Source organism: Metabacillus bambusae (assembly GCF_017497975.1).
GTDB classification, from domain to species: Bacteria; Bacillota; Bacilli; order Bacillales; family Bacillaceae; genus Metabacillus; species Metabacillus bambusae.
Genome location: NZ_JAGDEL010000001.1, coordinates 108,913 through 123,303, shown reverse-complemented (window position 1 = coordinate 123,303; position 14,391 = coordinate 108,913). Strand labels below are relative to the sequence as shown.

The following is a 14,391-nucleotide window of genomic DNA, read 5'->3' as shown; positions in this document are numbered from 1 at the left end:
AGATGAAGACAAATGCAAATCTTAAAACAATAACCAATCCTCAAAGTATTAGTGTTCCGCGAATAAAATCTGCAAAGTGGTGGGTTTATCATGTACTCGTTGGAGGCTTTGCATTATTAATGCTTTATCCAGTTATATGGCTCTTAATGAGTTCATTCAAACCTAGTGAAATGATCTTTGTAACAGCAAAGTCCCTTATTCCTGATCCATGGATATTAGATAACTTTTCAAAAGGATGGGAAGGGATTGGAGGAAATTCATTCGGTGTTTTCATTAAAAATACTGTCGTTCTAGTTATTTTTACGATGATTGGCCAAGTCATATCCTCGGCATTTATTGCTTTCGGCTTTGCTAGAATGAATTTCTTTGGAAAAGGCTTTTGGTTTGCTATCATGATGGTTACATTGATGCTACCTTATGAGGTTGTCATGATTCCTCAATATATTATATTCTCAAAACTAGGTTGGCTAGATTCAATTAAACCAATTGTTATTCCAGCATACTTTGGACATCCGTTCTTTATTTTCTTATTGGTACAATTTATCCGAACAATTCCTAGAGAACTAGATGAGGCGGCAACAATTGATGGATGTAACACATTTAAAATCTTTTATAAAATTATTCTACCATTAATTAGACCAGCATTAGCGACTGCTGCTATCTTTTCATTCTACTGGACATGGGATAATTTACTTGGACCTGTTCTTTATTTAAACAGTCCTGATAAATATACAGTGTCAATGGCATTAAATATGTTCTTAAGTAATGAAACCGTTTCTAACTGGGGTGCGATGTTTGCGATGTCGATCGTTACGTTAATTCCTGTATTTGTTGTCTTCTTCTTATTCCAACGACATGTTGTTGAAGGGATTAGCACAAGTGGTTTAAAAGGTTAAGGTTAAAAAAAGGGTGAGAATAAAACGATTTGCAAATGCATTCTTCACCCTATTATTCATGATACAGCTTTAGTTGAGTGATGAAGTAAGAATGAGGAGGAAGTAGGATGGAAACAACAGGATTTATGGGTGGAGTAAACAGTATTCTGGAATGGATTTCAAGACTAGCTCTATTGAACCTATTATGGATATTCTTTTCACTACTTGGTTTCATCATTTTTGGCTTCTTTCCTGCAACGGCAGCAATGTTCGCTGTTGTTCGTAAATGGGCATTAGGTGAAATGGATATTCCCGTTTTTAAAACATTTTGGAGTTCATATAAAAAGGAGTTTCTAAAAGGTAATATTCTAGGTTCAATAATTATGTTAATGGGTGTAGTATTACTGATCGATTTTCTTTTCCTGCAACAAGCTTCACAGTCAATCCAGAACCTTTTATTAGTTCCTTTTTATATCATTTCAATTATATTTGTTTGTATGCTATTTTATATTTTTCCTATGTTTGTTCATTATGAGATGAAGTCCTTTGATGTAATAAAAAATTCATTTTTTGTTATGATTTACAATCCACTTTCTACTCTTTTGATTCTAGTAGGTAGTGTTGGATTATTATTATTACTCTCATATGCTCCCCCTCTACTCATAATCTGTAGTGGTAATGTTTTAGCATTAGCAATTACGAAGCCTGCGAACAACGCCTTCAATAAAATGAATCGAAAGCACCAAACAGTTATGGAAAATAGTTAAGCAATCATATTGAAAAATTATCGATAACAAAAATTAAATAATGACCATATTAGCGAAAGAGGATGACGATCTTTCGCTTTGTGTTTTTTTGAATTGTCTTTCTAGAAGGCTTTTTCGCAAACTTTGTTGCTATTTACCAAGTAGTGCTGTGTGGTTGATTTCCGTTCCAGATGCTCGCTTTTCGCGGGGAGGGCGGTGAGCCTCCGAAGGCGTAAACGCCTGCAGGAGGCTCGCAATCTGCTCCAATCAACCTTAAGCAGTTTTCGTTTTAAAGCAACAATCTCTTAGAAAAGAGCCTTCTTGAAAGATCCCTGCATAACAATCCAAAGGTGTAGACTTACAGAAAATTAATGATTACAATAATAATAGGTTAATAGATATTTTTACTGATATAATAAAGGATTCCTCTGTTTTTTAAACAATTTTGTCTAGTTATTATATTAAAAATAATTCTTTGACCTATTAAACTTTATATGTAAGCACTTACATATAAAATGAGGGGGATGAACGTGAAAAAAGCTTTGCTTTTAGCCCTAATTTTTGTGTTTTTGTTTACTTTCACTGCATGTAGTTCAGAGAGTAAAACGAAGACAAGTGATGGTGGAGGAAGTGGAGAAGAAAGCATTACATTAAGAGTTGCATGGTGGGGAAGTCAACCACGACATGAGTATACAACAAAGGTTATTGAAATGTATGAAAAAGAAAATCCAAATGTTGATATCAAGGCAGAATTTGCATATTGGGATGATTATTGGAAAAAGCTAGCTCCAATGGCTGCTGCTAACGAGCTTCCCGATGTCTTGCAAATGGATATGGCGTATTTATCTCAATATGGTGAAATCGATTTGTTAGAAAATTTAACACCGTATATAGATGACAAAACGATTGATGTTTCATCCATTGATGAAAGTGTTTTATCCAGTGGGAAAATCGGTGATAAAATGTACGGTTTTACACTCGGTATTAATGTTCTATCTGTTATTACAAATGATGATATCTTGCAGAAGTCTGGAATCAACATCGATGGAAATAGTTGGACTTGGAATGATATGGAACAAGTTGCCCTAGATATTAAGAAAAAGGCAAATGTTTACGGATCAAATGGGATGAATCCACCAGATATTTTTTTTCCTTACTATTTAAGAACAAAAGGTGAAGAGTTCTATAAAGAAGATGGAACAGGTCTTGCCTATACTGATGATCAATTATTTGTCGATTATTTCGAAAGACAAGTAAGGCTAATTGATAGAAATGCATTTCCAACTCCTGATGAGGGAGCAGTAGTTCGAGGTGTGGAGGATGACTTTATTGTAAAGGGGACTTCTGCGATTACTTGGAATTATTCAAACCAGTATGCAGCCTTTGATCAATTAACAGATGCACAATTAACACTGCATCTGCCACCTGAGCATCTTGAAAATAAAGCATTATTTTTAAAGCCAAGCATGCTTTTCTCAGTTCCAAAAAGCTCAAAACATAAGGTTGAAGCCGCAAAATTTATTAACTTCTTCGTAAATAATATTGAAGCAAATAAATTAATAAAAGGTGAACGCGGAGTACCTGTTTCCGCGAAAGTATCTGAAGCCATTAAACCAGAGCTTACAGAAGGTGAATCAAAAATTGTTAAATATGTAGAAGAGGCAAAAAAAATAACGAAAGAATATTATCCACCAGATCCAATAGGAAGTGCGGAAGTAATGAAAGCACTAAAAGATATTTCAGATCAGATCTTATTCAAAAAAATTACGCCTGAAGAAGGTGCAAAAAAATTCAGAGCCCAAGCAGATAGTATTTTAAAAAGTAAGTAGAAGATTAAAATAGTAGGATAAAGTAATGGAGGGATAATGGTATGCCAAAACTTCAATTTGATGAAGCGGAAATTCGTCATTTAATCGATCTTGTAGTGGAACGTACATTTCAAATGGATTTTAACTGGGATTTGCCTGGTGGTGTGGCTTTTTATGGAGTTGCTGAAGCATATGAAGCAACAGAAAAACAAGAATATATCGATCTATTAAAATCATGGGTTGATGAATGGCTTGAAGATGGATTACCAAAGTTATCAATTAACGGTGTCTCGATCGGACATGCACTTATTACACTTTTTAACGTTACAGAAGATGAGAAATATTTAAATGTTATCAAAGAGATGGCAGATTACCTTAAAAATGATGCTCCAAGATTTGCTGATGGAGTATTTCAGCATACTGTTAACTCTGTGAAGGATGTTTTTCCAGAACAGGCATGGGTCGACACGATGATGATGGCAGGTTTATTTTTATTACGTGTTGGAAAACTACTAAATCGAGAGGATTATGTTGAAGACGGACTTAAGCAATATCATGGCCATGAAAACTTCCTTCAAGATCCAACGACAAATCTTTATTACCATGGTTGGGACAATATTGCCAAAAATCATATGTCATCAATTTACTGGGCTCGTGGAAATGGTTGGGCTGCCTTAACAATGGCAAAAGCATTGGAGTTAGTTGAGGTTCAGCATCCGTCTTATATGATCATCGACTGCTCATTAAGAGATCAATTAAGTACACTTGTTAGACTACAAGATGAATCAGGTTTATGGCACACCATTGTTGATGACCCAACATCATACTTTGAAGTCTCTGGATCATCAGCCATTGCAGCTGCCATTCTTACTAGAGGTACCCTCTATAATAAGTACACCCAAAAAGCAATCAATGGAATTATAAATGAAATTGAAGAAGATGGAAAAGTCTCTAAGGTTTCAGCTGGTACTGCAGTTATGAAAGATGCAGCCGGATATAAAAATGTACCATATAAACGGATTCAAGGATGGGGACAAGGGTTAGTACTCGTTTTCTTAGCGGAATTATTAAAGACTAGCAAACAGGTATACCGGTAATCTGTAAAAAAATCTGATCATTTAACAACTATTTGCAAGGAGGAGATTCTAAATGGATCAGAAGAGACAAGCGATCTATTTAGCAGGTGATTCAACTGTCGCAAACTGTCCAAAGCATGAAGCTCCAATGGCTGGATGGGGTCAAGTTTTTCAAACCTTTTTTAAAGAAAATATCATTGTTTTTAACGAAGCTCTCGGTGGAAGAAGCTCAAATAGTTTCATAGAAGAAGGTAGACTTAGGGCAATACTAGAACACATTCAGCCAAACGATTACTTATTTATTCAATTTGGCCATAATGATCAAAAATCCTATGGGACAGAGCCGTATACCACATATCAATTCTATTTAAGTCAATATATAACTGGTTCTCGTGAAAAAGGAGCACATCCAATCCTGCTTACATCCGTACATCGTCGAAAGTTTGATGAAAATGGACATCTTGAAAATACATTAGGAGAATATCCTTTAGCCATGATCCAATTAGCTGAAGGGCTTGATGTACCATTAATTGATTTATGGTCAAAAACAAAGCGCCTTTATGAAGCCTTGGGAGAAGAAGAATCACGGAGATTATTTACGATGTTCTTGCCAAACGAACATCCAAACTATCCTGATGGGATTGAGGATAATACCCATTTTTGCGAAGCTGGAGCTTATGAAATAGCAAAGCTAGTCATTGAAGGTATAAATGAATTAGATTTATCGATTAAGTGTTATATAACTGACTAATCAAGGTTTCTTTTTTTTCACTAATTAGATTGAGGAGGGCAGACTATATGAGCAATAAACTATATCATGGAGCTGCGTACTATCCCGAATTATGGGATGAAGAAGCTATAGAAGACGATATAAATTTAATGATTGAAGCAGGGATAAATGTTGTCAGAATGGGTGAATTCGCTTGGTCAATCATTGAAAAGGAAGAAGGGAAGATTGATATAAGTTTCTTTGAAAACATGATTAATAAATTGAGTAACCATGGAATTGAAACAGTCATGTGTACACCAACACCTACCCCACCTATATGGTTAACCCACAATCACCCAGAACGTATGTATGTTGATGAGGAAGGACGGGTGATGGGACACGGTTCTCGTCAGCATATTTGTACTAATAATGCTTATTTTCGTGAAAGAGCTGCAATTATTACTGAGGAAATTGCTAAGGCAGTTGGAAAGCTTCCCGGAGTAATAGGTTGGCAAATCGACAATGAATTTAAATGTCATGTAAGTGAATGTATGTGTACAACATGTAAGACACTATGGCATGAATGGTTAGAAAAGCGCTATGGAACAATAGATGAATTAAATGAAGCATGGGGAACCCATATTTGGAGCCAACATTATCATCAATTTGACCAAGTTCCACAGCCTGGTCCGGCACCATTTCTACATAATTCATCGTTAAAGACAATGTATCAGTTATTTTCATATGAAAAAATTGCAGAATTTTCAGATGAACAAGCAGCAATTATTCGTAAACATTCTCAAGCACCGATCACACATAATAGCACAACCTTTTTTCATGTTGATAATGAGCGACTTTACGAAAATCTGGATTTTGCTTCATTTGATACGTATGCAGAACAAAATAATTTTGCTTCCTATTTATTTAACTGTGATTTGTGGCGGAATTTTAAAAAGGGTAAAGACTTTTGGATTATGGAAACCAGCCCATCTTATAGTGCTTCATTAGAAAGCTATGCTGCTCCACATCCAAATGGCTATCTTAAAGCAGAGGCTGTTGCGGCTTATGCATTAGGAGCAGAAGCCTTTTGTTATTGGCTTTGGAGACAGCAACGCACAGGATGTGAACAACCACATGGATCTGTTATTAGTGCATGGGGAAAACCTACAGTTGGCTTTGAGAATGTAATGGAAGTAGAAAAAGCTAGAAAAGAAATAGAATCAGTTATCCTGACTACAAAACCCATTCAAGCTGAAGTAGCAATTACTTATTCAGATATCGCGAAGGCTTTTATAAAAACGGAGCCTCATCAAGGCTTAGATTATCGAGCACTTATGATTGAATATTACGAGAAAATTTTATCGATTGGCTACCATCGTGACCTTATTCCTGAACGAGCGAATTTAAATGGATATAAATTACTGTTCACTCCATTTGTTCACTATTTATCGCCTGACTATATTTCTCAAGCAGAGAAATTTGTTGAGGAGGGTGGAATATGGATTGTTGGACCGCTTACAGGTGGTAGAACGAAAAATCATACGTTTCATACAAATGCTGCATTAGGAGAGTTAGATCAACTTGCTGGTGTAGAAACTCTATTTACGTATCCTATGGATGGTACTGAATCAATTGGAGAGTTTATGGAAACAAGTGCAACTTTAGGAATATGGAGTTCTGTATTTCAACCAAAAGAAGGAAAGTCAGTAGGCATAATTAAGAAGGGGATCTCTGCAGGAAAAGCATTCTTAACAGAAAATAGCCGTGGAAAAGGCAAAATTGTTATGTTAGGCTCTTTACCAATAGGGGAGCAAGGAGACATTTTATTGAAAAAATGTGTCAATCATTATGCTGAAGAAGCAAATGTTACGATCAAAACAGATGTATCAAAAGGGACAATCGTAGCGCCAAGACAAGGAAATGGATATCTAGTATGGATTATTGTCAATATGGATGGTATGGGCGGAACAGTTACTCTCCCTTATGATGGAATTGATGAATTAACATATGAACATATTTCGAATAGGAAATGTGAAATCGAACCTTTTCAATATAAAATAATTCGGTTTACAAATGATTGAGTAGGAATAAGTACCATTTTAATGGCTCAGAATGAATGGCACTCAGCCATTTGTATAAAACATAAATTCGTTTTCTTGAAAAAAGACAAAGCTTCTATGCGTAGTGGCTTTGTCTTTTTCAATTTAATGATTCAATACATTTCAATTAATCGACCATCATGTTACCAACAACTGCTCGAATCGCATTAAGAGTTTGTCCTTTGAATGAATCTGATACTGTTTCACCGGACGGATTTTGATAGTAATAGGCTTCCTTTTCAACATCAAAACGAAAGCCGAGATTTAGTAAGGCTTTTTGAAGTTCTTGGGGTAATACAGTTAGACCAGTTTGTTTAATGTAATACGGAGTAGGATACACTTTAACATCTATATCACCTTTTCCTGTGTAGACGACAAATAAATTTGTATCTTTTTGAAGCAACCATTGATTTTTAGAATATAGAGAAATACGTGAATCCTCTAGTGATGAAATCCCTGGTAGGTTTATGCCGTAGATTAAATTAACGATCCTTATCATTTCCTCATATGTATCAATATTATATTTCTTAAGGAATAGGTCCATCACTTCCGCTTTTTTTAATGACATGATGGTTTTATTAGATTCAGTTGTATGATTTTTGATATTTAGAGCTTGTCTTAACCCTTCCATAATTTCGTCAGAATAGATTGAGAGTTTTGCTCCTTCACCATCGTCTGAGATTTTGTTTAAGTTTAACCCGAAAACATGGTAGACAGCTTCACGGAATAACATACCAGTAATCGGTATTTCAACTTGCTCTATGTATTGCTTTAAAACATCAATTTTAGACATACCATTGATAATATGATCATATTCTCCTGAAGAAGAGGAAACACCAAGACTTTTTTTTATAACAGTCAAAATCGGAATTGGATATTTTGAAGTTTCTAAACGAGAAGAGATTTTTTTCTTGTCCTTAACAACAAATGCTGCTATTGAGAGTATAAGGAATGAAATCAAAGCCAAAAGAGGTAGTCTAAGTAGAAAGTGTTTGTTGTTTTTCATTTATTTCCAACCTTTTCTTGTTTTTTAGATCGAAAGTCATTATATCGTTACTTTTAGTTTATAAAAAAAATGATAAATTTACCATAAAAAGATATTAATACTATATTTCTAACTATCTTTGAAGATTAAAAATTGTTTTTTTTATATTGTTCGAAAATATTGAATATTTTTCTTCATCAGTATATAATGAAGTTAAATGTTCACGTGTGCAAAAAATACATAGTTTAAAATAAGCTAAATAAATGTTTTGAATTTCATAATTATGTTCACGTGTGCAAGAATTTAAAACCTAAAAGGGGTTGAATAATTTGCAAACATTCATGGGAGAAAACTTTTTATTATCAAACGATGTTGCTATCACGTTATATCACAAATATGCTAAGGACTTACCAATTATTGATTATCACTGTCATTTAAGTCCTCAGGAAATTTATGAAAATAAACAGTTTAAAAACATTACTGAGGCTTGGTTATATGGGGATCATTATAAGTGGAGAGCAATGAGAGCGAATGGAATTGAAGAAGAATTTATCACGGGTAATGCTAGTGATTATGATAAATTTCTAGCTTGGGCAAAAACGATACCAATGACCATTGGGAATCCTCTTTATAATTGGACACACTTAGAGCTGCAACGATTTTTCGGTATTTACGACATCTTAAATGAAAAAAGTGCACCTTTGATATGGGAAAAAGTAAATCAATTATTGAATAGTGAAGAATTCACAGTAAGAGAGCTTATTAAAAAGTCTGGTGTCGAAGTCATTTGTACAACGGATGACCCTGTTGATTCTCTAGAATATCATCAAAAGTTAAACGCAACAGACGATTTTCAAGTTCGTGTTTTGCCAAGCTTTAGACCAGACAAAGGCTTAGAAATAAACCGAGATCAATTTGTTGCATGGGTTGAAAGCCTCTCTACGATTTCAAATACAACAATTAACAATTATGATGATTTTTTAAATGCACTAGAATCAAGAGTAGACTTTTTCCATGAACTAGGAGGAAGAGTTTCAGATCATGCGATTGATACAATGATGTTTGCTGATGCAGACAAAGCTGAAGTTGATAGGATCTTTAAACAAGCTTTAGCGGGTGAAAAAGTGAGTATTGAGGATGAAAAGAAATACAAGTCTTATACATTAGTATTCTTAGGAAAGAAATATTCTAGCCTAGGCTGGGCAATGCAATTACATATTAACGCGCTACGAAATAATAATAGTAGAATGTTAGGGGAGCTTGGGCCAGATACTGGATATGATAGTATGAATGATGATCTAGTTGCGAAGCCTTTATGCCAATTCCTTGATCGGTTGGAAAGTGAGAATGCACTACCAAAAACGATTCTTTATTCACTTAACCCAAGAGATAACAATGTGCTTGCAAGCTTGATTGGGAGCTTCCAAGGTGGAGGAATTCGAGGTAAAATGCAGTTTGGAACTGCCTGGTGGTACAATGATCAGAAGGACGGAATGTTAGATCAAATGAAGACGCTAGCGAATATTGGGCTTTTTAGTCAATTCATTGGTATGCTTACTGATTCTAGAAGCTTTCTTTCTTATACAAGACATGAATATTTTAGAAGACTTATCTGTCAATTAATTGGGGAATGGGTGGCAAATGGTGAAGTACCGAATGACCCTGACATGCTAGGTGAAATTGTGCAAGGTATTTCTTATTACAATGCGAAAGAATACTTTCAGTTTAACGGTGTCTTGGAACTAGAAAAAGGATAATATTTGGTTAAAAGGAATTGAAAGAAGGTATTTAGGTGGCAGTTACAATTAAGGATATTGCTAAGTTAGCAAATGTTTCACATACAACAGTATCTAGAGCACTAAACGATAGTCCATTAATAAAAGATAAGACAAAACAAAAAATCATTGAGATAGCAAACCAGCTTAACTATTCACCTGATGTGCATGCTAGAAGTCTTGTCCTGCAGAAGTCGTATACAATTGGATTATTTTTAACTAGCTTAGTTAATGGTACATCTTCAAGTTTTTTAGCTGAAACCATCAAAGGTGTACATACGGTTATTGATGAAAATTATAATTTATTTGTGCGAGGAATCCAGGATTTTCAATCTTTTTCATCTATCACTCGGAAAAGATTTGATGGAATCATCTTGATGAGCCAAAGTGATGTGGATAACGCGTTTATCTATCATGTTTTAGAGCAAAAAATCCCACTTGTTATTTTAAATCGCAAAGTTGAGGATCGATCAATCGTCAATATTTTATCAAATGATTGTGAAGGAGCTTATGAAGCCGTTAGTTTGTTCATTAAGAATGGTCATCGGAATATTGCAATTATTGAAGGTACTTCACAATTTCGCTCATCACAAGAACGAAAAGAAGGTTATTTAAATGCCCTGATCGATCATAATGTACCTATTCTTCAGCAGTATATGGTGAAAGGGAATTATGATATGGAAAGCGGCTATGAGGCTATGAAAAAATTATTATTACTAAATAGCCCGCCTACTGCTGTGTTTTGTTCAAATGATGATATGGCAATTGGAGCAATGAAAGCAATCAACGAAGCAGGACTTGTCGTACCAACGCAAATGTCCATTATTGGTTTCGATGATATTGGCTTTTCTGAATATACGACACCAGCTCTAACAACGGTAAAAAGACCGATTGAACAAATTAGTATGGTTGGTGCTGAAAAGCTATTAGAATTAATGGATGAAGTTGTGGGAGAACCTGCTCCAATATACTTAACAACTAACTTAGTAAATCGTCAAACTGTCGCTGGACCTGGCGTTGTACAATAATTGAAAGTGTCTAACCATAGATGTTGAATTAATGGTTGGCTCTTTTCTAAGAGATTGTTGCTTTTAAAACAAAACTATTTCAGGTTGATTGGAGCGGATTGCGTGACTCCTGCAGGCATTTACACCGAGGATGCTCACCGTCCGACCTCACGGAAAGCGAGCATCCTCTCGCAGCAATCAACCACACCGCATTACTTGGTAAATAGCAACAAAGTTTGCGTAAACAGCCTAATAGTTGGACACTTTTCATTATTATTAGAAAAAATGTTCACGTGTGCAAATTTCTTTCCTAAGGAGGCAATAAATTGCAAATTTTAACGAAAGCGTTATTGGACAATGATCAATTATATCCAGAAAAAGTGCTGCAATTTGGTACTGGTAATTTTCTAAGAGCATTTACAGATTGGCAAATACATGAAATGAATAAGCAAAATTTATTTAATGGTCGTGTTGTCGTTGTCCAGTCAACACCAAACGGAACTGTTGATATGATAAACGAGCAAGATGGACTTTATACTTTATATTTACAAGGGATTAAAGATCAAAAACCAGTTAGTGAACATGAAGTAATTAGTAGTGTTAGCAGAGGGTTAAATTTAGTCAATAATTATGTTGAATATTTAGCAATGGCAAAAAATCCTGAACTGCGTTTTATTATCTCAAATACGACTGAGGCTGGAATTACATTTCAGGTTGAGGATCAACTTCATGATCGACCGCAAAAAAGCTTTCCTGGTAAGTTAACCGCATTTTTATATGAAAGGTTTCAAGTCTTTAAAGGTGATCGTTCCAAAGGATTCATCATTCTTCCATGTGAGTTGATTGAAGAGAATGGAAAAGAATTAAAAAGAATCGTTTTGCAATTTGCTCGCACTTGGAACTTAGAAACTGAATTTATTGATTGGGTGGAAGATGCGAATACATTTTGCAATACATTAGTCGATCGAATCGTACCAGGATTTCCTAAGGATACAATTAAAGAAAAAACAGAAGAACTTGGTTATATAGATAAGCTAGTCGTTGTTGGCGAGCAATTTCACTTGTTCGTTATTGAAGGCCCAGAGTTTGTTAAAGAAGAATTCCCAGCTGAAAAAGCAGGATTAAATGTCCATGTAGTCGACGACTTAAGCTCCTACAGATTGAAGAAGGTAAAAATATTGAATGGTGCACATACTTTGATGACTCCTGTTTCCTATTTATATGGTTTAAACACAGTAAGTGAAGCTGTTACGACAGACGTTATGAAGGAATATATCGAAGACACAATGTTCAATGAAATACTTCCGACATTATCCTTTTCGAAAGAAGAGCTTACCAATTTTTCGGAAGATGTCTTAAATCGTTTTAAGAATCCTTTTATTCATCATTATTTATCAAGTATTGCTTTAAATTCCATCTCAAAATTTAAAGCAAGGATCTTACCGACACTACTCGACTATGTAAATCAGTTTGGAAAGCTGCCAAATGGAATCGTCTTCTCATTAAGTGCTTTAATCTATTTCTACAAGGGAAAACGTGGAACTGAGGTAATTGAACTTGTTGATGATGAAGAGACATTAACTTTATTTAAAAAATTATGGAGCGACTGTGATGACAGTGAAATGAAAATCGGAGATCTTGTTTCGAATATTTTATCTGATGAAAGACTTTGGGGATTAAATTTAAATGAAATACCCAACTTAACCGAATTGGTAACAAGATATGTAGTAACCATTGCTAGACTAGGTATGACCGAGGCTCTAAAACAATTACCACATTTAAAGGGTGAATATAATGAAAGCGTTTATTAAAATAAATGAGCTTGATAATGTAGCTGTGGCTATTCGCCATCTAGAAGAAAATGAAAAGCTTGAAGTAGATGGAGAAACAATTCAGTTAAAAGAGGCTGTTGCTAAAGGACATAAGTTTTCATTGAAATTCATAAAGACTGGCGAAAATATACTCAAGTATGGTTTTCCAATTGGTCATGCTACTGATGATATAGATGTGGGTACCTGGGTGCATTCACATAATACGAAGACAAATTTATCTGGTGTGGAAGAATATGAGTATCACCCTAACATTCAACATATGAGCGAACAGCAAAAAAATATGACCTTTAAAGGGTATAAGCGAGACGATGGACAGGTAGGAATTCGTAATGAGCTTTGGATCGTTCCAACGGTCGGTTGTGTGAATGGGATTGCAGATCAAATCATTCGAGAATTTAAAGAAAGAGTTGGAGATATTTCTCCTTTTGAACATATACAGGTACTTAAACACAATTATGGCTGTTCACAGCTCGGAGATGATCATGTGAATACCCGAACGATTTTAGGGAATGCAGTGAAACACCCAAATGCGGGTGGTGTATTAGTTTTAGGTCTTGGTTGTGAAAATAATGATATTCATGAGTTTAAAGAGTCCTTAGGTGAATTCAATGAGAATCGCGTAAAGTTTCTCCGTTCACAAGAGGTTTCAAATGAAATTGAAGAGGGTGTAGATCTGCTAGTTGAGATTTACGAGAATGCTAGAGCGGATAAACGAGAAGATATTCCTTTATCAGAATTAAAAATCGGTTTAAAATGTGGTGGTTCTGATGGTTTTTCAGGAATTACAGCTAATCCTTTGCTAGGAAGACTCTCTGATTATTTAGTCGCACAAGGAGCGACTACTGTGTTAACTGAAGTTCCAGAAATGTTTGGTGCAGAGAAAATATTGATGGAAAGAGCGCAAAATGAAGAAGTTTTTCATGAAATTGTTGAGTTAATTAATGATTTTAAACGTTATTTTCAAAAACATGATCAGCCTGTTTATGAAAATCCATCACCAGGTAATAAAGCAGGAGGAATTACTACACTTGAAGATAAATCTCTCGGCTGTACTCAAAAAGCAGGAACAGCTCCTATAGTAGATGTTCTAAAATATGGTGAAAGATTACACTCAAAAGGATTGAATCTTCTAAGTGCGCCTGGAAATGATTTAGTTGCATCCACTGCATTAGCAGCATCAGGCTGTCAGTTAGTATTGTTTACTACAGGAAGAGGGACTCCGTTTGGGACATTTGTTCCGACGATGAAAATATCAACAAATACACAAATCTTTGAAACAAAGCGTCATTGGATTGATTTTAATGCAGGGACACTTATTGAGGGTCAATCCTCTGTAGAGCTATTAGAGGATTTTATTACCTATATTATTAAGGTTGCTAGTGGTGAGCTTTTGAATCACGAAAAGAATAACTTTAGAGAGATTGCTATTTTTAAAACAGGTGTTACGTTATAGGTGATAGATAGGGCAGAATGATTCTG

Annotated in this window: 11 protein-coding genes; 10 read left to right on the top strand and 1 reads right to left on the bottom strand. The window is 35.1% G+C overall.

Going from position 1 to position 14,391, the window contains the following annotated elements:
* The first annotated feature begins 2 nt into the window (after nucleotides 1–2).
* The 6 genes from I7822_RS00540 (at nucleotide 3) to I7822_RS00515 (ending at nucleotide 7,295) form a co-directional block, all read left to right on the top strand.
* Nucleotides 3–896 carry a carbohydrate ABC transporter permease gene (locus tag I7822_RS00540; protein ID WP_207974857.1) on the top strand — a complete coding sequence of 298 codons (894 nt, stop codon included), beginning with the start codon at nucleotides 3–5 and terminating at the stop codon, nucleotides 894–896.
* Nucleotides 897–1,003: 107 nt separating this feature from the next.
* Entirely contained in the window at nucleotides 1,004–1,642 is a 639-nt protein-coding gene (locus I7822_RS00535) for a YesL family protein (RefSeq protein WP_207974856.1), read from the top strand.
* 509 nt (nucleotides 1,643–2,151) lie between these two features.
* Nucleotides 2,152–3,450 (top strand): ABC transporter substrate-binding protein, encoded by a 1,299-nt coding sequence (locus I7822_RS00530; RefSeq protein WP_372442068.1) that lies wholly within the window; start codon nucleotides 2,152–2,154, stop codon nucleotides 3,448–3,450.
* A gap of 41 nt (nucleotides 3,451–3,491) precedes the next feature.
* Nucleotides 3,492–4,526, top strand: coding sequence for a glycoside hydrolase family 88/105 protein (locus tag I7822_RS00525; RefSeq protein WP_207974854.1), 1,035 nt, complete (start codon nucleotides 3,492–3,494; stop codon nucleotides 4,524–4,526).
* A gap of 52 nt (nucleotides 4,527–4,578) precedes the next feature.
* A complete protein-coding gene (locus tag I7822_RS00520; RefSeq protein ID WP_207974853.1) occupies nucleotides 4,579–5,256 on the top strand; it encodes a rhamnogalacturonan acetylesterase in 678 nt (225 codons plus the stop codon).
* Nucleotides 5,257–5,303: 47 nt separating this feature from the next.
* Nucleotides 5,304–7,295, top strand: coding sequence for a beta-galactosidase (locus I7822_RS00515; RefSeq protein WP_207974852.1), 1,992 nt, complete (start codon nucleotides 5,304–5,306; stop codon nucleotides 7,293–7,295).
* A gap of 145 nt (nucleotides 7,296–7,440) precedes the next feature.
* Here I7822_RS00515 and I7822_RS00510 read toward each other — a convergent pair whose 3' ends face one another.
* Nucleotides 7,441–8,319, bottom strand: coding sequence for a hypothetical protein (locus tag I7822_RS00510; RefSeq protein WP_207974851.1), 879 nt, complete (start codon nucleotides 8,317–8,319; stop codon nucleotides 7,441–7,443).
* Nucleotides 8,320–8,627: 308 nt separating this feature from the next.
* Here I7822_RS00510 and uxaC point away from each other — a divergent pair, with 308 nt between their 5' ends.
* The 4 genes from uxaC (at nucleotide 8,628) to I7822_RS00490 (ending at nucleotide 14,365) form a co-directional block, all read left to right on the top strand.
* Nucleotides 8,628–10,055, top strand: a complete 1,428-nt coding sequence (gene uxaC, locus I7822_RS00505; protein ID WP_207974850.1) for a glucuronate isomerase — start codon at nucleotides 8,628–8,630, stop codon at nucleotides 10,053–10,055.
* 35 nt (nucleotides 10,056–10,090) lie between these two features.
* A complete protein-coding gene (locus tag I7822_RS00500; RefSeq protein WP_207974849.1) occupies nucleotides 10,091–11,101 on the top strand; it encodes a LacI family DNA-binding transcriptional regulator in 1,011 nt (336 codons plus the stop codon).
* Between the two features lie 305 nt (nucleotides 11,102–11,406).
* Complete coding sequence (locus I7822_RS00495) at nucleotides 11,407–12,891, top strand: tagaturonate reductase (RefSeq protein ID WP_207974848.1); 1,485 nt, start codon at nucleotides 11,407–11,409, stop codon at nucleotides 12,889–12,891.
* Nucleotides 12,875–14,365 carry a UxaA family hydrolase gene (locus I7822_RS00490; protein WP_207974847.1) on the top strand — a complete coding sequence of 497 codons (1,491 nt, stop codon included), beginning with the start codon at nucleotides 12,875–12,877 and terminating at the stop codon, nucleotides 14,363–14,365. The genes I7822_RS00495 and I7822_RS00490 overlap by 17 nt, the downstream gene beginning before the upstream one ends.
* The last annotated feature ends 26 nt before the right edge of the window (nucleotides 14,366–14,391 follow it).